28 protein-coding genes are annotated in these 25,384 nt (G+C 66.9%); 20 read left to right on the forward strand and 8 right to left on the reverse strand.

Going from position 1 to position 25,384, the window contains the following annotated elements:
* Positions 1–107 precede the first annotated feature (107 nt).
* On the forward strand, positions 108–935 hold the full coding sequence (locus FGU64_RS16570) for an alpha/beta hydrolase (protein WP_139954178.1): 828 nt from the start codon (positions 108–110) through the stop codon (positions 933–935).
* 191 nt (positions 936–1,126) lie between these two features.
* Here the strand turns inward: FGU64_RS16570 and FGU64_RS16580 are convergent, their stop codons facing one another.
* A complete protein-coding gene (locus FGU64_RS16580; RefSeq protein WP_139954179.1) occupies positions 1,127–2,023 on the reverse strand; it encodes a D-alanyl-D-alanine carboxypeptidase family protein in 897 nt (298 codons plus the stop codon).
* A gap of 149 nt (positions 2,024–2,172) precedes the next feature.
* Here FGU64_RS16580 and FGU64_RS16585 point away from each other — a divergent pair, with 149 nt between their 5' ends.
* From FGU64_RS16585 to FGU64_RS16595, 3 genes are all read left to right on the forward strand, one after another.
* Positions 2,173–3,273 (forward strand): hypothetical protein, encoded by a 1,101-nt coding sequence (locus FGU64_RS16585; RefSeq protein ID WP_139954180.1) that lies wholly within the window; start codon positions 2,173–2,175, stop codon positions 3,271–3,273.
* Between the two features lie 112 nt (positions 3,274–3,385).
* Entirely contained in the window at positions 3,386–4,006 is a 621-nt protein-coding gene (locus tag FGU64_RS16590; RefSeq protein ID WP_139954181.1) for a nucleoside triphosphate hydrolase, read from the forward strand.
* A 70-nt stretch (positions 4,007–4,076) separates the two neighbouring features.
* Entirely contained in the window at positions 4,077–4,469 is a 393-nt protein-coding gene (locus FGU64_RS16595) for a hypothetical protein (protein ID WP_246671140.1), read from the forward strand.
* Positions 4,470–4,600: 131 nt separating this feature from the next.
* Here FGU64_RS16595 and FGU64_RS16600 read toward each other — a convergent pair whose 3' ends face one another.
* The 4 genes from FGU64_RS16600 to FGU64_RS16615 all read right to left on the reverse strand — a co-directional run bounded on the left by FGU64_RS16600 (position 4,601) and on the right by FGU64_RS16615 (position 7,449).
* On the reverse strand, positions 4,601–5,305 hold the full coding sequence (locus tag FGU64_RS16600; protein WP_139954182.1) for a glutathione S-transferase N-terminal domain-containing protein: 705 nt from the start codon (positions 5,303–5,305) through the stop codon (positions 4,601–4,603).
* Between the two features lie 89 nt (positions 5,306–5,394).
* Positions 5,395–6,603 (reverse strand): beta-ketoacyl-[acyl-carrier-protein] synthase family protein, encoded by a 1,209-nt coding sequence (locus FGU64_RS16605; RefSeq protein WP_139954183.1) that lies wholly within the window; start codon positions 6,601–6,603, stop codon positions 5,395–5,397.
* 9 nt (positions 6,604–6,612) lie between these two features.
* A complete protein-coding gene (locus FGU64_RS16610) occupies positions 6,613–6,870 on the reverse strand; it encodes an acyl carrier protein (RefSeq protein WP_136354434.1) in 258 nt (85 codons plus the stop codon).
* Between the two features lie 138 nt (positions 6,871–7,008).
* Positions 7,009–7,449, reverse strand: coding sequence for a hypothetical protein (locus FGU64_RS16615; protein ID WP_139954184.1), 441 nt, complete (start codon positions 7,447–7,449; stop codon positions 7,009–7,011).
* Between the two features lie 164 nt (positions 7,450–7,613).
* On the opposite strand from FGU64_RS16615, the gene FGU64_RS16620 reads away from it, so the two are divergent.
* The 5 genes from FGU64_RS16620 to FGU64_RS16640 all read left to right on the forward strand — a co-directional run bounded on the left by FGU64_RS16620 (position 7,614) and on the right by FGU64_RS16640 (position 10,539).
* Positions 7,614–7,970: a GFA family protein gene (locus FGU64_RS16620; protein WP_136354438.1), complete on the forward strand. Its 357-nt coding sequence runs from the start codon at positions 7,614–7,616 to the stop codon at positions 7,968–7,970.
* Positions 7,971–7,978: 8 nt separating this feature from the next.
* Positions 7,979–8,575: a hypothetical protein gene (locus FGU64_RS16625; RefSeq protein WP_136354440.1), complete on the forward strand. Its 597-nt coding sequence runs from the start codon at positions 7,979–7,981 to the stop codon at positions 8,573–8,575.
* Positions 8,576–8,602: 27 nt separating this feature from the next.
* Entirely contained in the window at positions 8,603–9,187 is a 585-nt protein-coding gene (locus tag FGU64_RS16630; protein WP_139954185.1) for an urease accessory protein UreE, read from the forward strand.
* 57 nt (positions 9,188–9,244) lie between these two features.
* Complete coding sequence (locus FGU64_RS16635; protein ID WP_136354444.1) at positions 9,245–9,685, forward strand: DUF3995 domain-containing protein; 441 nt, start codon at positions 9,245–9,247, stop codon at positions 9,683–9,685.
* An 86-nt stretch (positions 9,686–9,771) separates the two neighbouring features.
* A complete protein-coding gene (locus FGU64_RS16640; protein ID WP_136354446.1) occupies positions 9,772–10,539 on the forward strand; it encodes a class II aldolase and adducin N-terminal domain-containing protein in 768 nt (255 codons plus the stop codon).
* A 141-nt stretch (positions 10,540–10,680) separates the two neighbouring features.
* Here the strand turns inward: FGU64_RS16640 and FGU64_RS16645 are convergent, their stop codons facing one another.
* Entirely contained in the window at positions 10,681–11,319 is a 639-nt protein-coding gene (locus tag FGU64_RS16645) for an HAD family phosphatase (protein ID WP_139954186.1), read from the reverse strand.
* 186 nt (positions 11,320–11,505) lie between these two features.
* Here FGU64_RS16645 and FGU64_RS16650 point away from each other — a divergent pair, with 186 nt between their 5' ends.
* Positions 11,506–12,468: a sugar-binding transcriptional regulator gene (locus tag FGU64_RS16650; RefSeq protein WP_139954187.1), complete on the forward strand. Its 963-nt coding sequence runs from the start codon at positions 11,506–11,508 to the stop codon at positions 12,466–12,468.
* Here the strand turns inward: FGU64_RS16650 and FGU64_RS16655 are convergent.
* Positions 12,428–12,664, reverse strand: coding sequence for a hypothetical protein (locus FGU64_RS16655; protein WP_139954188.1), 237 nt, complete (start codon positions 12,662–12,664; stop codon positions 12,428–12,430). The genes FGU64_RS16650 and FGU64_RS16655 overlap by 41 nt on opposite strands.
* A 117-nt stretch (positions 12,665–12,781) precedes the next feature.
* Here FGU64_RS16655 and gcvA point away from each other — a divergent pair, with 117 nt between their 5' ends.
* The 8 genes from gcvA to FGU64_RS16695 all read left to right on the forward strand — a co-directional run bounded on the left by gcvA (position 12,782) and on the right by FGU64_RS16695 (position 22,620).
* Positions 12,782–13,678: a transcriptional regulator GcvA gene (gene gcvA / locus FGU64_RS16660; protein WP_180375556.1), complete on the forward strand. Its 897-nt coding sequence runs from the start codon at positions 12,782–12,784 to the stop codon at positions 13,676–13,678.
* A 172-nt stretch (positions 13,679–13,850) separates the two neighbouring features.
* Complete coding sequence (locus FGU64_RS16665; protein ID WP_139954190.1) at positions 13,851–15,164, forward strand: sugar ABC transporter substrate-binding protein; 1,314 nt, start codon at positions 13,851–13,853, stop codon at positions 15,162–15,164.
* Positions 15,165–15,395: 231 nt separating this feature from the next.
* Positions 15,396–16,268 carry a sugar ABC transporter permease gene (locus tag FGU64_RS16670; protein WP_139954191.1) on the forward strand — a complete coding sequence of 291 codons (873 nt, stop codon included), beginning with the start codon at positions 15,396–15,398 and terminating at the stop codon, positions 16,266–16,268.
* Between the two features lie 9 nt (positions 16,269–16,277).
* On the forward strand, positions 16,278–17,102 hold the full coding sequence (locus FGU64_RS16675) for a carbohydrate ABC transporter permease (RefSeq protein ID WP_136354461.1): 825 nt from the start codon (positions 16,278–16,280) through the stop codon (positions 17,100–17,102).
* Between the two features lie 70 nt (positions 17,103–17,172).
* Entirely contained in the window at positions 17,173–18,174 is a 1,002-nt protein-coding gene (locus FGU64_RS16680; RefSeq protein ID WP_139954192.1) for an ABC transporter ATP-binding protein, read from the forward strand.
* Positions 18,175–18,185: 11 nt separating this feature from the next.
* Entirely contained in the window at positions 18,186–18,956 is a 771-nt protein-coding gene (locus tag FGU64_RS16685; protein ID WP_139954193.1) for an L-iditol 2-dehydrogenase, read from the forward strand.
* A gap of 238 nt (positions 18,957–19,194) precedes the next feature.
* On the forward strand, positions 19,195–20,667 hold the full coding sequence (locus FGU64_RS16690; protein WP_139954194.1) for a mannitol dehydrogenase family protein: 1,473 nt from the start codon (positions 19,195–19,197) through the stop codon (positions 20,665–20,667).
* Positions 20,668–21,033: 366 nt separating this feature from the next.
* Positions 21,034–22,620, forward strand: coding sequence for an FGGY-family carbohydrate kinase (locus FGU64_RS16695; protein WP_139954195.1), 1,587 nt, complete (start codon positions 21,034–21,036; stop codon positions 22,618–22,620).
* A gap of 220 nt (positions 22,621–22,840) precedes the next feature.
* On the opposite strand, the gene FGU64_RS16700 is transcribed toward FGU64_RS16695, so the two are convergent.
* Positions 22,841–23,425 (reverse strand): histidine phosphatase family protein, encoded by a 585-nt coding sequence (locus FGU64_RS16700; protein WP_139954196.1) that lies wholly within the window; start codon positions 23,423–23,425, stop codon positions 22,841–22,843.
* A 226-nt stretch (positions 23,426–23,651) separates the two neighbouring features.
* Between FGU64_RS16700 and FGU64_RS16705 the strand changes: the two genes are divergently transcribed.
* Positions 23,652–25,052 carry an MATE family efflux transporter gene (locus tag FGU64_RS16705; RefSeq protein WP_139954197.1) on the forward strand — a complete coding sequence of 467 codons (1,401 nt, stop codon included), beginning with the start codon at positions 23,652–23,654 and terminating at the stop codon, positions 25,050–25,052.
* A 66-nt stretch (positions 25,053–25,118) separates the two neighbouring features.
* Positions 25,119–25,367: a hypothetical protein gene (locus tag FGU64_RS16710; protein ID WP_139954198.1), complete on the forward strand. Its 249-nt coding sequence runs from the start codon at positions 25,119–25,121 to the stop codon at positions 25,365–25,367.
* The last annotated feature ends 17 nt before the right edge of the window (positions 25,368–25,384 follow it).

Raw genomic sequence — 25,384 nt, forward strand, 5'->3', positions numbered from 1 at the left:
ACCGCGACCGTGTTATTTCAAGCATAAAGTTTTTCGCCGTGGTGCATTGACGGCTCCACGCAGGCCGTTCATTGCTGCCGTGTTGGGATACCGAAGGGAGGACGCCGGTGCTCGAACGACAGATCGGCGATTGGGACGACGCCTACGCCAACAGCCCCCACATCGTCGGCAGCGAGGACCTGCCCGATCTCTGGGCGAAGCAGGCGAAGACCTTTCGCGACGAGCTTGCGGCGGCAGGCCGCGCCAGGCTGGACATCGACTATGGGTCCGGCGAGCGCAACCGCCTCGACCTGTTCCTGCCGCAGGGCACGCCCGCCGGCCTCGCCGTCTTTATCCATGGCGGTTACTGGATGGCGTTCGACAAGGGCTCGTGGTCGCATCTGGCGCGCGGTGCCGTGAAACGCGGCTATGCGGTGGCCATGCCCTCCTACACGTTGTGCCCGGATGCGCGGATCGCCGACATCTCGCGCGAGGTCGGCGCGGCGATTGCAAAGGCCGCCGGCCTCGTGCCCGGCCCGGTCGTGCTGACCGGCCATTCCGCCGGCGGCCATCTGGCGAGCCGCATGGTCTCGGTCACCACGCCGCTGCCGGCCGCCGTGCAGGCCCGCATCCGCAACACCGTTTCGATCTCCGGTGTGCACGACCTGCGTCCGCTGATGACGACCGGGATGAACGAAACGTTGCACCTCGACGAGGCCGAGGCGCTGGCCGAGAGCCCAGCCTTGCTCAGGCCGATGGCCGGCGCCCGCATCACCTGCTGGGTGGGCGGCGGCGAGCGCGGCGAGTTCCTGCGCCAGAACGCGCTGCTGGCGAACGTCTGGACCGGCCTCGGCGCCACGACCGCCGCCGTGGTCGAGCCCGACCGGCATCATTTCAGCGTCATCGAAGGCCTTGCCGATCGGGATCACGCCCTGACGCGCACCCTGCTGGGGTGAGAAGATCGTCCATGGCGCAGTACCCCCACCCTTAACCCCTCACCGAAAGGGGGAGGGGATTCCGCAATGGCGCCACAATTCGACCCAAGCGGTTTTGAGCGAGCGGGCGGCGTCAGCGTCTCCCTCCCCCTTGCGGGGAGGGGACAGGGGTGGGGGTATCTGCGCCAGGGTTCGATGACCCCGCGCCGGCGTCAGTAGGCCGCCGCAGTCCCCTGGTCGGAAAACACCAGTTCCGTCCTGCCGCCGCCCGGCGACAGCGCGCGTTGCAGCAAAGCCTCGGCGTGGTCGTTGCGCTGGCGGGCGCTGTCGGCTCCCATCACCACCACGACGATCTGCCGGCCGTCGGCATTGTAGGAGGTGACGATGTTGAAGCCGGAGGCGCGGATGTAGCCGGTCTTGATGCCGTCGACGCCGCGCACCCGACCGAGCATATCGTTGTGGCCGCGCACCAGCCGGCCGCGGAACATGAAGTCGGTGGCGGAAAAATAGGAATAGTATTGCGGGAAGTGCTTGCGTAGCGCCATGCCGAGCACCGCCATGTCGCGTGCCGTCGTGTGCTGGCCGTCGTCGGGCAGGCCGGATGCGTTGCGGAAGACGGTCGCCCGCATGCCGATCCGCCGCGCCTTGTCGGTCATGGCGGCGGCGAAGGCCTCCTCCGAGCCGGCGAGATATTCGCCCACCGCGACCGCGACGTCGTTGGCGGATTTCACCACCAGCGCGCGGATGGCGGAATCGACGTCGATCGTCTCGCCGGGCTTGAAGCGCAGCTTGGTCGGCGGCTGCGAGGCGGCATGCGCCGAGACGGGGATTTGCGTGTCCCTGGTGACGCGGCCGCTCTCCAGCGCCTCGAACAGAAGGTAGAGCGTCATCATCTTGGTCAGCGAGGCGGGATAGCGCGGCTGGGTCGAGTTGGCCTCGAACAGCGTCTTGCCGGTCCTGGCGTCGACCACGATGGCGGCGTATTTCTGCGGCGGCGCGGGCACGGCAAGCACGCGCTCGGGCGGCGTGGCGGCGGTACAGCCGGCCAGGAAGACCAGGACGAGGAGGGCCGCGAGGCTTCGGCGGGCGAGCAGGCTCAGGATCGGCAAGGCTGGCTTTTCTGACGGAACGTTGACGAACTTCCCTCTAACCTAAGCCAATCCCCGCGTCCATTTGGTTAATGCGCCGCACGCTTCGACCGGCTTGCACGGTCATCGCGGAAAGCGTCTTCTGGCGATCCAGCGATTCGGGAGGCCCCATGGACACCGTCACCATCGCGGCGCGCGGCATTTCGGTTTCGCTCGACCTTGCCGTCGGCCACATCGCAAAAATGGCGATCGAGGCGGACGGGCGCACCCTCGAACCGCTGCATCGCGCGCCGTGGATCGAGGAGCCGCGCGAGACGCTGCCGCCGGACCTGCCCGAAGGCGTCGTCCGTCTTTCCGGCGATTTCCTCTGCGCGCCCTTTTCCGTCGCCGACGTCGAGAAAGCACCGCTGCACGGCTGGCCGGCGAACAGCCCATGGGCCGTTGTGGAAAGCGCGGCAATAGAAGGCGGCTGGCGCGCGACCTTCCGGCTCGCCCGCACCGTCATGGGCGCGACGGTGGAAAAGACGCTGACGCTGCGCGACGGCCATCCCTTCCTCTACCAGGAGCATGCCTTCGTCGGCGGGCAGGGCGCCATCTCGGTCGCCCATCATACCATGACGGTGATGAAGGACGGTGGCCGGCTCGCCTTTTCGCCGAAGCGCGTCGCGGCGACGCCGGCCGACGCGACGGAGCCGGACCCGGCGCGCGGCCGCTATCTGCTCGCCTATCCGGCGCGCACGCACGATCTCGCAGCCTTCCCGGCCGCGGCCGGCGGCACCACCGACCTGACGGACTACCGCATGGACCGTCGCCACGAAGATTTCGTCACGCTGGTCGAGGCCGGCCATGGCGGCCCCGGCTGGACGGCGGTGGCGCGGCGGGCGGAAAAGGACCTCGTGCTTGTGCTGAAGAATCCGGCCGAATTGCCGGTGACGATGCTGTGGATCTCCAACGGCGGCCGCGACTATGCGCCGTGGAACGGCCGCCATCGCGGCGTGCTCGGCATCGAGGACGGCCGCGCGGCCATCGGCCATGCCGCCTCGCTGGGCGACAATTGGCTCAAGCGCGAAGGCGTGCCGACCGCCTTCGACCTCGCTGAAGGCCGCCGCATCGCCTTCCGGCAGGTCGTCGGCGTCGTGCCGCTCGACGGCGGCGAGCCGCCGCTGTCGGTGACGGTACGGCCCCGGCATCTGGAACTGGCTTTCGCCGACGGCGGGACGCGCGACATTCCCCATGACGGCGGCTTCCTGCGCGCCGCAGGGGCCACCTGACGGGAACCGCCGTTGCCGGCAGGCGTTGGGATGTGCAACCATCCGCCACGGCAACGCATGTGGAAACCCGGAGCCTTCCGGTCGCCGAAGGCTCGAACCCGAGGCCATCGCCATGTCCGAGATCGCCCATATCGCCGCCACCCTGTTCAAGCGCGCCGGCAAGGCCTCCCGCTTCGTCGTCGCCATCGCCGGTCCACCGGGATCGGGCAAGTCGACGCTGTCGGCCGCTCTCCACGACGTGCTGGCCGAGCACGGCGCCGAGGTGGTGCCGATGGACGGCTTCCACTTCGACGACGCCGTGCTCGAACGGCGCGGGCAGCGCGCCCGCAAGGGAGCGCCCGAGACGTTCGACTTCGCCGGTTTCGAGACGCTTCTGAAGCGCATTCGCGCCGGCGAACCGGACGTCGCCGTTCCGGTCTTCGACCGTTCGATGGAACTGTCGCGCGCCGCCGCGGCGATCGTCGGCGCAAACACCCGCTTCATCCTGGTCGAGGGCAACTACCTGCTGCTCGACGAGGCGCCGTGGTCTCGGCTGGCGCCGCTGTTCGACTTTTCCGTCTTCGTCGACGTGCCGCGCAACGAACTGGAACTGCGGTTGCGCCGGCGCTGGCACGAGCACGGCAGGAGCGACGAGGACGCCGCCAACTGGATCGCCTCCAACGACATGCCCAACATCGAGCGCGTGCTGGCCCGCCGGCGGGCGGCCGACCTGGTCGTCGGCGCCTGGGACTGAGCCGCAGGAACCTTGCCGCGCCTCTGCCGTTATCGGCAAACGGCGATCCTGCCGAACGACGAGGGATGTCATGGCTGCGAATGTGAAGAAGGCCGCGCCGCGTGCCGCCAAGGCAGGGGCCGGCAAAGGAACGGGCAAGAGCGCCGGCAAGGTCACCCAGACGCGGGCCGGCGCCGGCCCGGCGGTGGCCGAACGCTCGAAGGATGCCAAGCCGGCCTTCGGCAAGGCCGCGCCGAAACGGGTTGTGCCTGCGACCGAGGCCAAGGCCGCCAAGCCGGCAGCGTCGAAAAGCGCCGTCCGCAAGGCCGCCTCCCGTTCTTCCGAAAGCGGTGACGGTTCCGTCGTCGCCAAGGTGGCGCGGGTCGCCAAGACGACGGCGGCGGTTGCCGTCGGCGCCGTGGTGGCGACGGCCAAGCTGGCTACGCCCTCGCGCAAGCGCAAGGATGACAAGTCGGCCAAGTAGGTGCCTTTTGCCGTTAAAGCATGTCTCCCGAAAGTGGGACCCGGTTTCGGGACAAAGACATGCATAAAATCGAGAATCTAAAGCGTGGGAGCGGATCTGAAAGATCGCGACACGCTTTAGGAAGGGCCGCGTCAGCCCTTCGCCGGGATCGTCAGCCCGCGCTGCACCGCCGGCCGGGCAAGCCCCCGCTCCAGCCATTTCGCGACTGTCGGGAAATCGTCGAAGCCGACGAGGTCGCGCGCCTCGTAGAAGCCGATCAGGTTGCGCACCCAGCCCAGCGTCGCCACGTCGGCGATGGTGTAGTCGTCGCCGGCGATCCACGGCCGGCCGGTCAGGCGCGTCTCCAGCACGCCGATCAGCCGCCGCGATTCGGTGGCGTAGCGCTCCAGCGGCCGCTTGTCGGCGATCTCGCGGCCGGCGAACTTGTGGAAGAAGCCGACCTGGCCGAAGATCGGCCCGATCGCCGCCATCTGGAAGAACACCCACTGGATTGTTTCGTAGCGAAGGGCGGCGTCGGCCGGCAAAAGCTTGCCGGTCTTCTCAGCGAGATAGAGCAGGATGGCGCCGGATTCGAACAGGCCGAACGGCTTGCCGTCGGGACCGTCCGGATCGACGATCGCCGGGATCTTGCCGTTCGGGTTGAGCGCGAGATACTCCGGCGTCCAGGATTCGTCCTTGCCGATGTCGACGTAGTGAGGCTCGTAGGGCAGGCCGATCTCCTCCAGCATGATCGACACTTTCACGCCGTTCGGCGTCGGCGCGGAATAGAGCTGCAGGCGGTCGGGATGCCTGGCCGGCCAGCGCGAGGCGATCGGGAAAGCGGAAAGGTCGGCCATGGGAAACTCCTGAAGGGGTGCGCAGGAATGCGGGGAGGGCGAACTTTAGGTAAATCCGCGCGCCGCGTCTTGCAACGGATGCGCCGCCCTCAGACCGCCTTGAAGGCCAGCACCGCGTTGGTGCCGCCGAAGGCGAAGGCGTTGGAGAGTGCAGCGCGGACAGGGCGCTCGCGCGCCACGTTGGGCGTCACGTCGAGGTCGCAGTCCGGGTCCGGCTCGCGATAGTTCGCCGTCGGCGGCACCAGCCCCTCGCGGATCGCCATGACGCAGGCGATCATTTCCAGCGCGCCGGATGCACCCAGGCAATGGGCGTGCATGGATTTGGTCGAGGAGACGGACAGGCTGTAGGCATGCTCGCCGAAGGCGCGCTTGATCGCCTGCGTTTCGATCTGGTCGTTGGCCTTGGTGCCGGTGCCGTGGGCGTTGAGGTAGTCGACGTCCTCCGGATTGAGGCCGGCGTCCCTGAGGCAGGCGCGCATCGCCTGCTCGGGGCCTTCGACGGTCGGCGCCACGATGTCGGAGGCGTCGGCCGAAAGCCCGACGCCGGCGAGTTCGGCAAGGATGGTGGCGCCGCGCGCCGTCGCATGCTCGTAGCTTTCCAGCACCGCCATGCCGGCGCCTTCGCCGAGCGACAGGCCCTGGCGGTCGGCGGAAAAGGGACGGCAGGTGTCGGGCGCCAGCACGCGCAGCGCCTCCCAGCCCTTCATGACGCCCCACACCAGCGGCGCGTCGCTGCCGCCGGCCAGCATCACGTCGGCGCGGCCGGCGCGGATCTGGTCCACCGCCGAGGCGATGGCATGATTGGCCGAAGCGCAGGCCGAGGTGACGCCGAAGACCGGGCCGCGCAGGCCGAGCGCCATCGAGACCTGGCCCGCCGCAGCACCCGGCATCACCTTCGGCACGGTGAAGATGCCGGCGCGGTTGCGGCCTTCCGTCAGGATCGCCCGGTAGTTCTCCTCGATCGCCTCCCAGCCGCAGACGCCGACCCCGACGGTGGCGCCCATGCGGTGGCCCTCCACCCTGCCGGGCTCCAGCCCCGAGTTTTCGAGCGCCTCGCGGGCGGCGAGCACGGCCAGCAGGCTGAAGCGGTCCATCGAGACGGTCTGCTTGCGGTCCAGCCCATGCTCCGGCAGGGCCTTGATCTCGCAGCCGGTGCGGACCTTGATGTCATGCAGGGACTGGTTCTCGATCGGCCCGATGGCCGAGCGGCCGGCGCGCATTTCCTGCCAGATGGCCCCGGCGCTGCTACCCAGGCCGCAGATGCCGCCCAGCCCGGTGATGACGACGCGTGCGGCCATGGAGGACGATCAGGCTTTCTGCTTGGCGATCAGCGCGCGAACGGCTTCGACGATGTCGCCGACGTTCTTCAGGTTGCTCCAGGCGTCGGAGGTGCTCATCTCGATCTCGATGCCGTAGGCCTCCTCGAGGTCGAAGATGATCTCCGTCAGTTCAAGCGAGTGGATGCCGAGCGCGGTGAGTTCGGTCTTTTCCGTGATTTCCTCGCCGTCGGGCTCGGCATGAGCCTTGATCTTCGCGATGATATCCTGGGCCAGCTCGTCAGCCATACGCATCCTTCCCCATGCCACGCGGTGCCCGAAGGCTTGGCCCTGTATAGAAACCGAAACCGCGGGAGGCAACAAGCCATATCGACAAAGCGGACGCGTGCTTAACCGTCCGCAACGGCGGATCGCACGGCGAAGGGCTCAGCCGGCCGGCTTGGCGGCGGCATAGACGATGATCTTCTTCGGCCCGTCGAAGGCGACGGCGAGCACGTCGGCGACCAGAACGCGCTTGGAATCGATGGCGTGGTAGAGCAGCGCGTTCGCCTCGACCTCCTGGCGCAGCAGCGCGATCTCGTCGCGGTGCTGCTCGATCTTCTTGGCGATCTCGGGCGGTGGTCCGCCCTCGCTGCGGGCGGTGTCGGCGAGGAAGACGATATCGACATGATCGACGCTGGAGGTCTTGCGCACCATGCTGGTCGCCTCGGCCGTGGTGTCGATGGCGGCCAGCACCTTCGCCTGTTCGTCCGCCGCCGTCTTCTCCTCCTCGCTGATGCCGGAGCCGACGATGCTCTTGACCGTGGTGTCGTCGAGGCTCTGGGCCGCGGCGGGCGATGCCAGTGCGGTGAAGGCGGTCAATACCATGGCGATTTGTCTTGCAGTGTGATGCAAGGATACTCTCCCTCAATTCATGCCGATCCTTGCGCCGGGTCTTCCCGACGTCTTGCGGAAACGGGACGGGATCGGCATGGTTCCCTGCAATCTTGTCGCAACCGCGACACGGCAGGGAAAAACCGGAAAGGAAGACGATGGGTGCCCAGCGCTACAACGGAAGCTGCCAGTGCGGCGCGGTCCGCTACGAGGTGACGGCCGATCTGGACAACACCATAAGCTGCAACTGCTCGCGCTGCGGGCGGCTGGGCTCCATCCTCACTTTCGCGCCCGAGCAGGATTTCACCCTGGTTTCGGGCGAGGACAGCCTGAGCGAGTACCTGTTCAACCGCCACGCCATCCATCACCTGTTCTGCAAGGTCTGCGGCATCCAGTCCTTCGCCCGCGGCTCGACGCCCGACGGCAAGGCGATGATCGCCGTCAACGCCCGCTGCCTCGAGGGGGTCGAGCCCGACCGGCTCAACCCCAAGAAGGTCGACGGCCGCAGTTTCTGAGCGACGCGATGCCCGCCGAAACGCTTCCCTCCGCGCACGACATCTTCCCGCACCTGCGCATCGTCATGGGCATGGTGGTCGGCCTTGGCGTCACCCGGCTGTTGTCGGGCGTGGCGCGCATCGTCCAGCATCCGAACCAGTACAAGCTCTACCCGGTGCATCTTGCCTGGGTCGCCCTGCTCCTGCTCATGCTGGTGCATTTCTGGTGGTGGGAATTCGGCCTCTACGCCATCCAGGACTGGACCTTCGGCAAGTACCTCTTCATCATCTTCTACGCCGTCGTGCTTTTCCTGCTCAGCGCGCTGCTGTTTCCTGATTCTCTGTACGATTATGCCAGCTACGAGGATTTCTTCTTCAAGCGGCGAGCGTGGTTCTTCGGCCTGCTGGCGCTGACCTATGTACTCGATATCGCGGATACGCTGATGAAGGGCGAGGCCCATTTCGCCCGCTTCGGCAGCGAGTATCTGGTGCGCACGCCGGTCTTCATCCTGCTCTGCCTTGCGGCGATATGGACCTCCAACCGGCGTTTCCATGCCCTGTTCGTCGCCGCCGCGCTGGTCTATCAGGTGTCGTGGATTTTGCGCCTGTTCGACACCATCGTTTAGCGGCAGGCAAAAAGAGGAACGCCCCCCGTGAAACTCAACATCCAGACGGATTTCACCAAGTTTCCGCGTGCGACGGCGGTGGTGCGCGCCGCCGATGCCGGCTCATCGCAGCCTTTCGACACCGCAGCGCTCGCCCATGACGAGCGGCAGTTGCGCCGCCGCGTGGTGGAGCTGGCGGGCGGCGACAAGGTTCTGGCCGACCTGCTCGAACCCGTCACGCTGGAAGACGGCGACCGCCTCGTGCTGGAAGACGGCCGCCAGGTCGGCATCACCGCCGCCGCCGAGGAGGTCTACGAGGTGCGCGGCCGCGACGGCGCCCATCTAGCCGAACTCGCCTGGCATCTCGGCGAGCGGCATCTCGCCGTCGCCGTCGACAAGGACCGCATCCTCGTCCTGCGCGATCCCGCCGTCAGAGCCGCACTGGAAAAGCTCGGTGCCGAGGTCAAGGAAGGCTCGGCGGCTTTCCGGCCGCTGCACAGCGCCCATGAGGGGCACGGGCATCACGACCACCATCATGGCCATGGCGGGCACGACCATCACCACGGCCATGGCGAGCCCGACGCCTTCGGCCGCCTTCCCGGCGATCCGCATTACGGCCACAACCATGCCTGATTGCCGAGGGGCGGACGCGACTTCGCCCTCCAATCCGGTTGACGAGGTCTTCCGCCCATGATTGTGCTCGCTTTCGTCCTCTCGGCGATCCTGCTTCTCATCACTGCCGCCCATGTCTATTGGGGCATCGGCGGCATCTGGCCGGGCCGCGACGGCGCCTCTTGCGCCCGCGCCGTGGTCGGCTTCCGCGGCGTCGATGCCATGCCCTCGTCCTTCGCCTGCTTCGCCGTGGCCGCCTGCCTGTGCCTCGTCACTTTGTGGCCGCTGGCGCTGGAAGGCGTGTTCGCCACGCCCTTCGATCACGCCGGGCTGGCGGCGACCGCCGTCATGATCGGCCTGGCGGTCCTTGCGCGCGGCATCCTCGGTTTCACGCCCTGGTGGCGGCGCCTTGCCCCCGAACAGCCTTTCGCCCGGCTGGACCGGCGCTTCTATTCGCCGCTCTGCCTGCTCATCGCCGCCGGCTTCCTGGTGCTTGCCTTTTCCGCATTTCCCGTCTGAGCCGCGCTCCCGCCGCTGCACCAACCGAAACCGGTTGCCCGCGCGGGCGCCGCGCGTCATCCTGCGGCAAACGGGAGAACACGCCGATGCCGGTCGCCAGTCTGCGCAAGGAGAACCTCACCAACCTGCCGTTCGCCGAGGAGCGCGCCGACATGGCCGCCGCCTTCCGCTGGACGGCGCGGCTCAACATGCACGAGGCGGTGGCGAACCATTTCTCGCTGGCCGTCAATGACGACGGCACGAAATTCCTGATGAACCCGAACCAGGTGCATTTCTCGCGCGTCAAGGCGAGCGACCTTCTGCTGATCGACGCCAACGATCCCGAAACCCTGTCGGGGCCGGATGCGCCGGACCCGACCGCCTGGGGCCTGCATGGCGCCATCCACCGCAACGTGCGCCACGCGCGCTGTGTCATGCACGTCCATTCCATCCACGCGACCGTGCTCGCCTCGCTGGCGGATTCGCGCCTGCCGCCGATCGACCAGAACTGCGCCACCTTCTTCAACCGCCATGTCGTTGACGCCCATTATGGCGGGCTTGCCTTCGAGGAGGAGGGCGAGCGCTGCTCGGCGCTGCTGGCCGATCCGAAGAACAAGGTCATGGTCATGGGCAACCATGGCGTGCTGGTCATCGGCGACACCGTGGCCGACGCCTTCAACCGCATGTTCTATTTCGAGCGCGCCGCCGAGACCTACATCAAGGCCCTGTGGACGGGCCGGCCGCTGCGGGTACTGTCGGACGAGATCGCCGAGAAGACGGCCGCCGAACTCGACGCCTATCCCGGCCAGGCCGACCGGCATCTTGCCGAACTGAAAGCGATCCTCGACGAGGAAGGCTCGAATTATCGGCATTGAGCTTTCCTCGCCCCGTTTACGGGGAGAGGATGCCGGCAGGCAGGTGAGGGGCGGCGCCCCTCCGATGGAAATTCGCGCTGCCCCTCATCCGCCCTTCGGGCACCTTCTCCCCGTAAATGGGGCGAAGGAAGAGGGGTGTGCCTAGCCCAACCCCAGCGCGGCCCGCAGCTCGTCCGCCGAGTTCACCGTAACGGCGCCGGCAGGGCCTCGCATGCCCGGCCGCTCCGGCCAGAAGATCGCTTTCATGCCGGCGGCGAGCCCGGCGCTGGCGCCGATGATGCTGTCTTCCACCACGGCCGCCTCGACGGGATCGACGTCGACAAGCCAGGCGGCGCGCAGGAAGGGCTCGGCGTGCGGCTTGCCTTCGCGCACGTCGTTGCGGCTCACCGTCTTCATGCCCGGATAGAGCAGGCCGACGGCGCTCAGGTTGGCGTCCACCACCATGCGGTCGGAGTTCGACACCACCGCCTGAAGAATGCCCAGCGCGTTGATCTCTCGGAAGATCTCGATGGCGCCGGGCCGTGGCCTGAGGCCCGAAAGGTCGGCGAGATAGTGGCTGTACTTGCGCTCAATCCAGTCGGGGAAGGGCAGGGTCAGCCCGAACTCCTCGCGCATCATCGCATAGATATGCGCCGCGGTCTGGCCGAGCGCGCGCTCGTGCAGGTCGGCCGGCGGCTCCAGCCCTTCGCTCCGCATGGCGGAGGCAAGGGCCGCCGCATGCAGCGGCTCGCTGTCGACCAGCGTTCCGTCCATATCCCAGAAGACCGCTTTCGGCGTCATGACCCTTCCAATCGGTTTGCGGCAGAAAGGAATAGACCGTTTGGCGCGCGCCACCAACCCTTTCCTGATAACGTGGCAAATGTCGGGCGATTCCATCGATCGCTTTACGGGCAATTGTCTCCGATGCAGGGCAATTGCGTATCGGCACAATCCCTGCGAAACTGGATCGGGGAGAAAGGGAGCGCCATGAACGCGCGACAGGAAGGCGGCAGCGGCCATAGCCGGCTCGACGACGCGGCCCGCGCCGGCTGGCTCTATTATGTCGCCGGCAACACGCAGGACCAGATCGCCGCCAAGCTCGGCATCTCGCGCCAGACGGCGCAGCGGCTGGTGTCGCTCGCCGTCTCCGAGGGCCTGGTCAAGGTCCGCCTCGATCACCCGATCGCCGCCTGCCTCGACCTTGCCGCGCAACTGCGCACCCGCTTCGCCCTCGATCTCGTCGAGGTCGTGCCGAGCGATCCCGGCTCGTCGTCCACCACCATCGGCGTCGCCGAGGCCGCCGCCGCCGAGATCGAGCGCTGGCTGCGCAAGCCCGAGCCGATCGTGCTGGCGATCGGCACCGGGCGCACGCTGAAAGCGGCCATCGAGCAGTTGCCGCCGATGGAATGCCCGCAGCACAAGGTCGTGTCGCTGACCGGCAACATCTCGCCCGACGGCTCGGCCGCCTTCTACAACGTCATTTTCACCATGGCCGACCGCATCAAGGCGCGGTCCTTCCCGATGCCCTTGCCGGTCATCGCCTCGTCGCCGCAGGAGCGGGAAATGCTGCTCGGCCAGCCGATGATCCAGCCGACGCTGGACCTGGCCGCGCGCGCCGACGTCACCTTCGTCGGCATCGGCGATCTCGGCCCGCAGGCGCCGCTCTACGAGGACGGCTTCGTTTCCGAAAGCGAGCTCAAGGCGCTGCACAAGGCCGGTGGCGTCGCCGAAATCGTCGGCTGGGTGTTCGACCGCGAGGGTCGGCTGATCGAGGGCATCACCAACGACCGCGTGTCCTCTGCGCCGCTGCCGTCGCGCGAGAAGTCGCTGGTGGTGGCGCTGGCCATGGGCGAGAAGAAGCTGCCGGGCATCCTCGCCGCCGTCAACCGGCGCCTCGTCAACGGACTGATCACGGACGAACGCACCGCATCGGCGCTGTTGTCCGCATGAAGGGCCATTCGGCGCGCGACCTCTGTATGCGACGGGTGATCTCTTCTTCCCCGTCGCACAGGCCGATGTCGCGCTGGACATAGGCGGGCAACTCGCGCACGTCGATCAGGGATTGCCGCCGTCGTCCGCTCGCCGAAAGCCGGGAAAGCAGCGAGCCGGAGGGGGCCGAAAAGAGCTTGTCGAGCATCGTGGTCATGGGTTCCAACCTTCGCTATGCTTGAAGCCGTTTGATGACTGAGGATGGAATCTCGGTGCGCTCGCGCCTATTTTCCAATTGAATCTCGATCATCATCCATAAGCAGGATTTATGCATATGGGCCTTCAGCTTCCGCCGCTTGCGGCGATCCGGGCGTTCGAGGCGGTGGCGCGCCACCTGTCCTTCACCAGGGCGGCCGAGGAACTCGGCATGACGCAGGCGGCGGTGAGCTATCAGATCAAGCTGCTGGAGGAGCGCGTCGGCGCGCCGCTGTTCCTACGCAAGCCGCGCCAGATCGCGCTGACCGACACCGGCCAGCGCATGGCGCCGAAGGTGGCTGAGGCTTTCGCCCTGCTCGGCGAGGCCTATACGGACGCGCGCGGCGGCGCCGACGGCGTGCTGTGCGTCTCGACGCTGCTTACCTTCGCGGCCAACTGGCTGGCGCAGCATCTCGGCCTTTTCCAGCTTGCGCATCCGTCGCTCGCGGTGCGCGTCGATACCTCCAACCGCGTCGTCGATTTCGCCCGCGAGGAGGTCGATGTCGCCATCCGCTCCGGCAGCGGAAAGTGGCCGGGCGTCGAAACCCACATGCTGTTCCGCGCCGATTTCACGCCGGTGCTCAGCCCGAAGCTCGCCGCGAGCATCGGCGGCGTGAAGGAGCCTGCCGACCTCCTGAAGCTGCCGATCCTCGATCCCGGCGATATCTGGTGGAAGACGTGGTTCGAACTGGCCGGCGTCGAGGCCGACGGGTTGGCGCAGCGTCCCGGCAGTTCGTTGGGCGCCCAGGCCTACGAGGCCAATGCCGCGATCGCCGGGCAGGGCGTGGCGATCGTCACCCGTGCGCTGTTCAAGGTGGAGATCGCCGACGGCAGGCTGATCCAGCCTTTCGACATCGTCGGCGACGACGGCCATGCCTATTGGCTGGTCTATCCGTCCGGCCGGCGCAACGTTCCCAAGATCCGCCTTTTCCGCGAGTGGATCCTAGCCGAAGTGAAGGATTCGCTCGGCCCCTGACGCCTTGCGCCGGTTTTTTCCCAGATTCGCAGAATCCGCTGCCGTCGAAGCGGCGGCAGGACAGCCGCTCGCGCTGCTGCAACGCAGCAACGAATCCGCTTGACATAATTCATTCTAAGTGAGTAATTGCCCAAGAAGAAAGCAATTGCTCATTTCATCTGGGAGGATTTCGATGAAACTTCGCACGCTCGTTCTTGGCCTGTGCTCGGCCAGCGCGCTGGCCTTCGCCGCGCACGCCGAATCCATCACCATCGCCACCGTCAACAACGGCGACATGATCCGCATGCAGAAGCTGACGGACGACTTCACCAAAAAGAACCCCGACATCCAGCTGAACTGGGTGACGCTGGAGGAGAACGTGCTGCGTGAGCGCGTCACCACCGACATCGCCACCAAGGGCGGCCAGTACGACGTCATCACCATCGGCAACTACGAGGTTCCGATCTGGGCCAAGCAGAACTGGCTGCTCGCACTCGACAACCTGGGCGCCGACTACGACGTGGACGATCTCCTGCCGGCCATCCGCGGCGGCCTTTCGGTCGACGGCAAGCTCTATGCCGCGCCCTTCTACGGCGAATCCGCCATGATCATGTACCGCACCGACCTGATGGAGAAGGCTGGGCTGAAGATGCCCGACAAGCCGACCTGGGAATTCATCGGCGACGCCGCCCGCAAGATGACCGACCGCGCCGCCGGCATCAACGGCATCTGCCTGCGCGGCAAGGCCGGCTGGGGCGAGAACATGGCCTTCCTGACGGCGATGGACAATTCCTTCGGCGGCCGCTGGTTCGACGAGAAGTGGCAGCCGCAGTTCGACCAGCCGGAATGGAAGGACACGCTCGATTTCTACGTCAAGCTGATGAAGGACGCCGGCCCCGAGGGCGCCTCCTCCAACGGCTTCAACGAGAACCTGACGCTGTTCCAGCAGGGCAAGTGCGGCATGTGGATCGACGCCACCGTGGCGGCATCCTTCGTCTCCGATCCGAAGAACTCGACCGTCGCCGACAAGGTCGGCTTCGCCATCTTCCCGAGCAAGGAAGGCGTCGACAACCACGGCAACTGGCTGTGGTCGTGGAACCTGGCGATCCCGGCGTCCTCGCAGAAGGCCGAGGCGGCGGAAAAGTTCGTCTCGTGGGCGACCAGCAAGGGCTACACCGAACTCGTCGCCTCGAAGGAGGGCTGGGCCAGCGCCCCTCCCGGCACCCGCACCTCGCTCTACAACAACGAGGACTACAAGAAGGCCGCTCCCTTCGCCGGCCCGACGCTGGCCGCCATGGATGCCGCCGACATCACCAAGCCGAGCGTCAAGCCGGTGCCCTATACCGGCGGCCAGTTCGTCGCCATTCCCGAATTCCAGGGGCTGGGCACGACGGTCGGCCAGCTGTTCTCGGCCGCGCTTGCCGGCCAGTCGAGCGTCGACGAGGCGCTGAAGCAGGCGCAGGACGCCGCCACCGCCTCGATGCAGGAAGGCGGCTACCTCCAGTAAGGGGAGAGCTTTCTTCTCCCCGTTCACGGGGAGAAGATGCCGGCAGGCAGATGAGGGGCGGCGTCTCGTTCCGCAACGTCTGCGCCGCCCCTCACCCTTACCCTCTCCCCGTGAACGGGGAGAGGGGGCGTCGACGCCGACGCTATGATTTGCCACCGGAATGCGGCTTGATCCGCATTTTGGAATGATTGGCTAGGAGCGCGCTGGAGACACGCGTTCGGGGAGAGAACAATGGCCACCAGACAGACCAGCACGCTCGCGCGCTTCATGATGGCGCCGTCGGTCATCCTGCTCCTGGTCTGGATGATCGTGCCGCTGGCGGTGACGCTGTGGTTCTCCTTCCTGCAGTACAATCCGCTGAACCCGATCCGCGACGGCTTCATCGGCTTTTCCAACTACGCGCTGTTCTTCAAGAACCCGGCCTTCGCCGCCTCCATCGTCAACACGCTGGTGCTGGTGCTGGCGGTGCTTGCCATCACCATCGTCGGCGGCATCCTCCTTGCGCTCCTGCTCGACCAGCCGATGTGGGGGCAGGGCATCGTGCGCATTCTGGTGATCTCGCCCTTCTTCGTCATGCCGCCGGTGGCCGCCCTTGTGTGGAAGAACATGATCATGCATCCGGGCTACGGCGTCTTCGCCGACATCGCCCGCTTCTTCGGCGTCCAGCCGGTCGACTGGTTCGCCGACCTGCCGCTCACTTCCATCATCATCATCGTCGCCTGGCAGTGGCTGCCCTTCGCCACGTTGATCCTGCTCACCTCGCTGCAATCGCTCGACGGCGAGCAGAAGGAGGCGGCGGAGATGGACGGCGCCGGTTTCCTCGCGCGCTTCCGCTACCTGACGCTGCCGCATCTGGCTCGCGCCATCACCGTGGTCGTGCTGATCGAGACGATCTTCCTCTTGTCGGTCTATGCCGAGATCCTCGTCACCACCAATGGCGGCCCCGGCTACGCCTCCACCAACCTGCCCTTCCTCGTCTACCAGAAGGCGCTGCTGGAATTCAAAATCGGCCAGGCTTCGGCCGGCGGCATCATCGCCGTCATCCTCGCCAACATCGTCGCGCTGTTCCTCATGCGCGCCGTCGGCAAGAACCTGGACAAGTAGGAGGCGACCATGGCCCGTGCCGTCACCAACCGCCACAAGACGATCGTCACGATCGCCGCCTGGATCGTCGCGCTGCTGATCTTCTTTCCGATCCTCTACACCATCGTCACTTCCTTCAAGTCGGAGCAGGAGGCGATCGCCGGCTTCAACCTGATCCCGTCCGGCACGCTGGAGAGCTACACGGCGGTCGAGGAGCAGAGCGGCTATTTCAGGTTCTTCCTCAACTCGGTGATCCTGTCGGTCGGCTCGACCATCCTGGCCCTCCTCGTCGCCGTTCCCGCCGCATGGTCGATGGCGTTCTCGCCGACCAAGCGCACCAAGGACATCCTGATGTGGATGCTGTCCACCAAGATGATGCCGGCGGTGGCGGTGCTGTTTCCCATCTACCTGATCTTCCGCGACTGGGGCCTGCTCGACAGCCGTATCGGCCTGACCGTCATGCTGATGCTGATCAACCTGCCGATCGTGGTGTGGATGCTCTATACCTACTTCCGCGAGATTCCCGGCGAGATCCTGGAAGCCGCGCGCATGGACGGCGCGACGCTGTGGGGCGAGATCGTCTATGTGCTGACGCCGATGGCGGTGCCGGGCATCGCCTCGACCATGCTCTTGAACATCATCCTCGCCTGGAACGAGGCGTTCTGGACGATCCGGCTGACCACCATCAACGCAGCACCCTTGACCGCCTTCATCTCATCCTTCTCCAGCCCGCAAGGCCTGTTCTGGGCGAAGCTTTCGGCCGCCTCGACGCTGGCCATCGCGCCGATCCTGATCATGGGCTGGTTCAGCCAGAAGCAGCTCGTGCGCGGCCTGACTTTCGGTGCGGTGAAGTGATGGCAGCGCGGTGAAGTAGTGACTGCGCGGTGAAGTAACGGCGACCAGCGAAATTTCGGGGAGACGCATCATGGGCAACATCGTCTTGAGAAACGTCCACAAGGCGTTCGGCGCCACGACCATCATTCCCGATATCGACCTCGATATCGCCGACGGCGAGTTCGTCGTCTTCGTCGGCCCGTCCGGCTGCGGCAAGTCGACCTTGCTGAGGCTGATCGCGGGGCTGGAGGACACGACTTCGGGTAAGATCATGATCGACGGCCGAGACGTCACCGACGAGGCGCCGGCAAAACGCAAGCTCGCCATGGTGTTCCAGTCCTACGCGCTCTATCCGCACATGACGGTGGCCAAGAACATCGCCTTTCCGCTGAAGATGGCCGGCGAGAGCCCCGACGTCATCGACAGGAAGGTCAAGGACGCCGCCCGCGTGCTCAACCTGACCAACTATCTGGAACGCCGGCCGGGCCAGCTCTCCGGCGGCCAGCGCCAGCGCGTCGCCATCGGCCGCGCCATCGTGCGCCAGCCCAGCGCCTTCCTGTTCGACGAGCCGCTGTCCAACCTCGACGCAGCCCTGCGCGGCACCATGCGGCTGGAGATTTCCGAACTGCACCAGCAGCTCAAGACCACCATGATCTACGTCACCCACGACCAGGTGGAAGCCATGACCATGGCCGACAAGATCGTCGTGCTGAACGCCGGCAACATCGAACAGGTCGGCTCGCCGATGGAGCTCTACCAGACGCCGAAGAACCTGTTCGTCGCCGGCTTCATCGGTTCGCCGAAGATGAACTTCGTCGAGGGCGCCGCGGCGGGCAAGCACGGTGCCGCGACCGTCGGCATCCGACCGGAGCATATCGCCATCTCCACCAGTGCCGGCGACTGGAAGGGCAAGGTCGGCGTCGCCGAACATCTCGGCTCCGACACCTTCGTCCACGTCCATACCGACGACCATGGCACCGTCAACGTGCGCGCCGGCGGCGATGTCGTCGCCCGCCACGGCGACACCGTCTACCTGACGCCCGACGCCAGGCGGCTGCACCGCTTCGGGCCGGACGGCAAGGCGCTCGGGTGAGGGCGGGTTCGATGCGGCTCGAAGGAAAATCGGCGCTGATCACCGGCTCGGCGCGCGGCATCGGCAGGGCATTTGCGGAAGCCTATGTGCGCGAGGGCGCCACCGTGGCGATTGCCGACATCAACCTTGAGGCGGCCGAAAAGACCGCGCGGGAGATCGGCGACAAGGCCTATGCGGTGAAGCTCGACGTCACCGACCAGACTTCCATCGATGCGGCGGTGAAGGCGGTCGAAGACAGGGCCGGCGGGCTCGACATCCTTATCAACAACGCCGCCCTGTTCGACGCCGCGCCCATCGTCGAGATCGCCAGGGGCAGCTACGAAAAACTGTTTTCCGTCAACGTGGCGGGCACGCTGTTCATGCTGCAGGCGGCAGCCAGGTCGATGATCGCCCGGGGCAAGGGGGGCAGGATCATCAACATGGCGAGCCAGGCCGGCCGCAGGGGCGAGGCCTTGGTGGCGGTCTACTGCGCCACCAAGGCTGCCGTCATCTCGCTCACCCAGTCGGCGGGGCTGGACCTGATAAAACACCGCATCAACGTCAACGCCATCGCGCCCGGCGTCGTCGACGGCGAGCACTGGGACGGCGTCGACGCGCTGTTTGCAAAGTACGAGAATCGCCCGCTCGGCGAGAAGAAGAAGCTGGTCGGCGAGGGCGTGCCCTATGGCCGCATGGGCCGCGCCGAAGACCTCACCGGCATGGCGGTTTTCCTCGCCAGCGACGAAGCCGACTACATCGTCGCCCAGACTTACAATGTCGATGGCGGCCAGTGGATGAGCTGAGGATGGTTGCCGTCTTTCCTCATTTCTTAGGCCGTCGCGTCCGGATCGCCCCCCTCTCCGTCGCGCTTCGCGCGCCACCTCTCCCCCGATCATCGGGGGAGAGGATAACCGGTCGCAAGGTTGGCACCCATCCTCTCCCCTCACGAAGTGGGGGAGAGGTGGCGCGCGAAGCGCGACGGAGAGGGGGAAGCTCGACGGTCTGGATGGGCTTCAGATTCTCGGAAGGAGTTTTCGCGTCATGACCACGAAACTCTCGCTATCGAACCTTGCTTCCCTCCGCGTCGCCGTCGACCGCCCGCGCTACGACCGCTCTGGCCTGAAGGCCGGCATCCTGCATTTCGGCGTCGGCAATTTTCATCGCGCCCATCAGGCGGTTTATCTTGACGACCTGTTCAACCTCGGCCTCGGCCACGACTGGGCGCTGGTCGGCGCCGGCGTCTTCGAGGGCGAGAAGGCGGGCCGTGAAAAGCTGGCGCGGCAGGACTGGCTGACCACCGTTGTCGAGCAGGACGAGGGCCATATGAGCGCCCGCGTCACCGGCGCGATGATCGATTTCCTGACGCCGGGAAACGCAGCCGCGATCATCGAAAAGTTGGCCGACCCGTCGATCAAGATCGTCTCGCTGACCATCACCGAGGGCGGCTACTTCATCGACCCGGCGTCGGGCCGTTTCGATCCGACGCATCCCGACATCGTCGCCGATGCCAGGAACATCGCCGCACCCCGCACGGTGTTCGGCATCATCCTGGCCGGGCTGGTGCGGCGGCGTGCCGACGGCATCGTGCCGTTCACGGTCATGTCCTGCGACAACATCCCCCACAACGGCCGCGTCACCGCCGACGGCGTCGTCGGCCTCGCCCGGCTGGTGGACGAGGACCTTGCCGCATGGGTGCGCGACACCGTCGCCTTTCCCAACGCCATGGTCGACCGCATCACGCCGGCGACCAGCGAGCGCGAGCGCAAGATCCTCGCCGACGACTTCGGCGTCGAGGACGCCTGGCCGGTCTTCTGCGAGCCGTTCCGGCAATGGGTGCTGGAGGACCGCTTCACCGACGGCCGGCCGCCGCTGGAGAAGGTCGGCGTGCAGTTCGTGCCCGACGTGTCGCCTTACGAGCAGATGAAGATCCGCATCCTCAACGGCGGCCATGCGGCGATCGCCTATCCGGCCGGGCTGATGGACATCCATTTCGTCCACGAGGCTATGGCCGAGCCGCTGGTGCGCGGCTTCCTGGAAAAGGTCGAGCGCGAGGAGATCATCCCGACCGTGCCGCCGGTGCCGGACACCAGCCTGCAGGCCTATTATCAACTGATCGAGAAGCGGTTCTCCAACCCGAAGATCGGCGACACGGTGCGGCGGCTGTGCCTCGACGGCTCCAACCGCCAGCCGAAATTCATCATCCCCACCATCGCAGACCGGCTAAACGCGGGCAAGGATGCGGCGGGGCTGGCGCTGGAATCGGCGCTGTGGTGCCGCTACTGCTTCGGCACCACCGATTCGGGCGCCGTCATCGAGCCCAACGATCCCAACTGGGACCGCATGCAGGCGACTTCCGTTAAGGCCAAGGACGACCCGTCCGCCTGGCTGGCCATGGAGGACATCTACGGCGAGGTCGGCCGCTCGGCCTCCTTCGCCGCCGCATTCGCCAAGGCGCTGGACGCACTGTGGAAGGACGGCGCCCGCGCCACGCTGACGCGCTATCTGGCGGGCTGATAGCCGTCTGTAGCATTGCTGCTTTCGGCCAGAATACATTCGTCATTCCGGGCAAGCGCCGCGAAGCGGCGTGACGACCCGGAACCTATTGGTCCGATGATTTCGGGCACGGCCCGGTCCTCGTCTCGGCGCCTTCATCGGCGCTTGTGCCTTTCCGCCGCCCGGCCGCGCCAACTCAATGGGTTCCGGGTCGGCGTGCCGCTTCGCGGCGCTTGCCCGGAATGACGAGCGTAGGGCAGAGGTGTAAATCGAGATCGCTCTGTTCCCCGGGCGACGATGTTACACTTCCACTCCGCCTTGCCTCGGCCGAACCCGTCCTTATAGTCGCCCCCGGTTGCGGTTCGCCGCAATGTCGGGAGAGGCATGGTGAGCAGCGGTTTCGTCTGTGCGGTCGACGTCGGCACCGGGAGTGCCCGTGCCGGCATCCTGGATGCGGACGGCAGGCTGCTCGGCCGTGCCGACCGGCCTATCCGGATGAACCAGCCGAAGCCGGATCACGCCGAGCATGACTCCGAGGACATCTGGGCGGCCGTCTGCGCGGCGGTTCGCGAGGCGCGGCAGAAGGCGGGCGTGGCGCCGGAAGCGGTCGCCGGCATCGCCTTCGACGCCACCTGCTCGCTGGTCGTGCGCGACCGCGACGGCCAACCGCTCGGCGTTTCGACCGGCGGCGGGCGGGACTGGGACACCATCGTGTGGCTGGACCACCGTGCCATCGCCGAGGCCGACGAATGCACCGCGACCGGGCATCGCGTGCTCGATTTCATCGGCGGCGTCATGTCGCCCGAGATGCAGGTGCCGAAGCTGATGTGGCTGAAACGCCATATGCCTGAAACTTGGGCGCGCGCCGGCCGTCTGTTCGACCTCGCCGATTTCCTCGGCTGGAAGGCGACCGGCTCGCCCGCCCGCTCGCAATGCACGCTGACGGCCAAATGGACCTATCTGGCGCATGAGGAACCGGGCTGGCAGGAGGACTTCTTCGCTGCCGTCGGATTGGCGGACCTGTTCGACCATGCCGGCCTGCCGGACCGGGCAAGTCCTGTCGGCGCCGACCTTGGCCCGCTGACGCCGCAGGCGGCGGCCGATCTCGGCCTGAGCGAGGCCTGCCGCGTCGGCGCCGGCGTCATCGACGCCTATGCCGGTGCGCTCGGCGTGCTGGGCGGTTTCGCCGCGGACGCGGAAAACATCGGCCGGCACCTAGCGCTGATCGCCGGCACGTCGAGTTGCGTGATGGCGATGTCGCCGGAGCCGCGGCCTTTCGCCGGTGTCTGGGGGCCTTATTTCGGCGCCGCCTTGCCTGAGCTCTGGCTGTCGGAAGGCGGCCAGTCCGCCACCGGCGCGCTGCTCGACCATGTCATTCGCTGGCACGGCGCCGGCGGCGAGCCGAACGCGGCCATGCATGCCCGTATCGCCACCCGCATCGGCGAACTGCGGCAGGTGGAAGGGCTCGACCTCGCTGGCCGCCTGCATGTGCTGCCGGATTTCCATGGCAACCGCTCGCCTCTGGCCGATCCGCACGCTGTCGGCGTCGTCAGCGGGCTGACGCTGGATGCCTCCTTCGACAGCCTGTGCAAACTCTATTGGCGCACGGCGGTGGCGATCGCCCTCGGCGTGCGTCATATCCTCGAGGCGCTGAACCGCAACGGCTACGTCATCGACACGCTGCACGTCACCGGCGGCCACACCCGCAATCCGCTGCTGATGGAACTCTATGCCGACGCCACCGGCTGCACGGTGGTGGAGCCGGAACTGGACGAGGCGGTGCTCACCGGCACCGGCATGGTCGCCGCCACCGCCGCCGGCCTGTTCCCGAGCCTTCCCGCGGCTTGCGTCGCCATGCGGCAGCAAGGCCGCGCGCGCAAGCCGAACCCCTCCGCCGCGCGCCGCTTCGACCGCGACTACCGCATCTTCCTCGAAATGCACCGGCAAAGGCAGGCGCTCGACGCCATGGTCTGAAACCAATGCCCGTCGCGGCGGCGTTGCCTCTCATCTGTGGAGGCAATCGCATATGGCGCGCACCCCCACCCCTAACCCCTCCCCGCAAGGGGGAGGGGATTTTGCGGCTGCACCACGACATGCCGACTTTGATAATTTCGAACGGAACGGCACTGTCCGCGTCTCCCTCCCCCTTGCGGGGAGGGGACAGGGGTGGGGGTGCGGCGCAACCAGTACGAGGTCAGCGCCGGTTCCAGCCGCGCACCACCGGCTCGGCACGGCTATGGTGCTCGTAGCCCAGCACGCTGATGCTGGCCGTGTCGAGGACGAACAGGGCGCCCTGCTCGGGCGGCAGGCCGAGCCAGCGCGCCGCCAGCACGCGCAGGAAATGCGCGCTGGAGAAGATCAGCACAGCGCCGTTTTCGGCGCGCAGGGCCGCGACGATCCTGTCGGCCCGCCGGCCGGCGTCCGCCGCCTGCTCGCCGTCCGGGCAGCCGTCGCGGAACAGCAGCCAGCCGGGGCGTTCCTGCAGGATTTGCGGCGTCGTCAGGCCTTCGTAGGCACCGTAGTCCCATTCGGCGAGATCGTCCTTGACGATGCAGCGGTCGCCGAAGCCGGCCAGTTCGCAGGTCCGGCGCGCTCGCTGCGACGGGCTCGACCAGACGGCGGCGAACGCCTGTCCCTCCAGCCTTTCGGCCAAGCCACGCGCCGCCGCCTCGCCGGCGGCCGTCAGGGGAATGTCGCTGCGGCCGGTATGGCGGCCGGACGCGCTCCATTGCGTTTCGCCGTGGCGCACCAGCCATATGTCCGAGACCGCTCCGCTCATGCCTAACCTTTCCGTTTCGTCCTGCTTTCGTCGCAGGAGCGGGCGGCGAATGCAACGGCCCCGGCGAGGGTGCCGCCGCTGGTCCGGCGCTTGTGGCGGTGGCCCTCTTGTCTTTTTGCGCCTTTTCGTCGACAAACCGCATCTTGCCCGCGGCGCCATGACGTGCCGCGGCGATTCGTGCGGCTTCCGGCCGATTTGCCGACGCGCCGTGTGTGGATTGACGACCATGTCCGTGATGGAAGCCGGAGCGCGCGCGCCGGAAAATCTCTGGCGCTCCGAAATCAAGGCGACGGTGGCGCTCGCTTGGCCGATGGTGCTGACCAATCTCGGCCAGACGGCGATGACGGCCACCGACGTCATGATGATGGGCCGGCTCGGCCCCGCGAAGCTGGCGGCCGGCGCCCTCGGCTCCAACCTCTATTTCATGCTGATGATCTTCGGCCTCGGCCTGATGCTCGCCACCTCGCCGATGATGGCGACCGAGCTCGGCCGCAAGCGCCATTCGGTGCGCGACATCCGCCGCACCGTGCGGCAGGGCCTGTGGCAGGCCGTTCTGGTCGCAATTCCCATCTGGCTCATCCTTTGGCACGGCGAGGCGCTGCTGCTCCTGATGGGGCAGGAGCCGGACTTGGCACATCTGGCCGGCATCTACCTGCACTGGCTGCAATGGGCCGTGCTGCCCTTCTACGGCTACATCATCCTGCGGTCCTTCATCTCGGCGCTGGAGCGGCCGGGCTGGGCGCTGGTCATCGTCTTTCTGGCCGTGGCCGCCAACGCCCTGTTCAACTGGCTGTTCATGTTCGGCCATTTCGGCTTCCCGGCCATGGGCATCGCCGGCTCCGGCCTCGCCACCACGCTGTCCTCGACGCTGATGTTCATCGGCATGACGGTGGTGGTGCTGGTCGAGCGACAGTTCCGCCGCTACCGCCTGTTCGGTCGCTTCTGGCGCTCCGACTGGCCGCGCTTCATGGGCCTGTTGAAGCTCGGCCTGCCGATCGCCGGCATCCTCGCCTTCGAGGTGACCATCTTCAATGCGGCCGCGCTCCTGATGGGCCTGATCGGCGCCGATCCGCTGGCGGCGCACGCCATCGCCCTGCAGGTCTGCTCGATCACCTTCATGGTGCCGCTCGGCCTGAATCAGGCGGTGACGGTGCGCGTCGGCCTCGCTCACGGCGCCGGCGACAAGGAGGGGGTGAGTCGCGCCGGCTGGACGGCCTTCATCCTCGGCGTGTCCTTCATGGCGCTGATGGCGCTGGTCATGCTCTTGTGGCCGCGCCCGCTCATCAGCGCCTTCGTCGATGTCACCGATCCCGCCAACGCGCCGGTCATCGTGCTGGCGGTGTCGTTCCTCGCCTTTGCCGCCCTGTTCCAGATCTTCGACGGCGCGCAGGCGGTGGCGTCCGGCATGCTGCGCGGCTTGCACGACACCACCGTGCCGATGATCTATGCGGCGATCGGCTATTGGGGCATCGGCCTGCCGCTCGGCGTGGTCCTGGCCTTTTACGTCGGCCTGCAGGGCAACGGCATCTGGATCGGCCTTTCGGTCGGGCTGGCGTCGGTGTCGATCCTGCTTCTGGCGCGCTGGCTGCGGCGTGGCCGGCTGGCGCCGGCGCCGGATTTCGGCTGAGACGGACCCCGCGCCGCCGTCACCGTCCCGGCGGACGGCGGCGAGAATCTCGACAAGGGGATTTCCGTGCCCGGCCCCGGCACCGGGCAGGCGGTGCCGGATACGCTCGACCGGCTGGCCGAAACCGGCAAGGCCGGTGATTTCGTTGTCTTCTATCGGAGCGGCTACTGCGAATACGCCTGTTACTGCCACGCGATCGGCGCGTTCCCCATAAGAAAACCCCGCGGCGAAGGCCGGGGTTTTCTTATGGACCAAGGGCGAAGCAGGCAGCGCGTTGCGCGATTCGATGCTAGAAGGCCTGTCGCAACCGCCTGATCAGCCACTCCGACCCG

Origin of the sequence: Mesorhizobium sp. 8 (assembly GCF_006351905.1) — a bacterium.
Classification (GTDB): domain Bacteria; phylum Pseudomonadota; class Alphaproteobacteria; order Rhizobiales; family Rhizobiaceae; genus Mesorhizobium; species Mesorhizobium composti.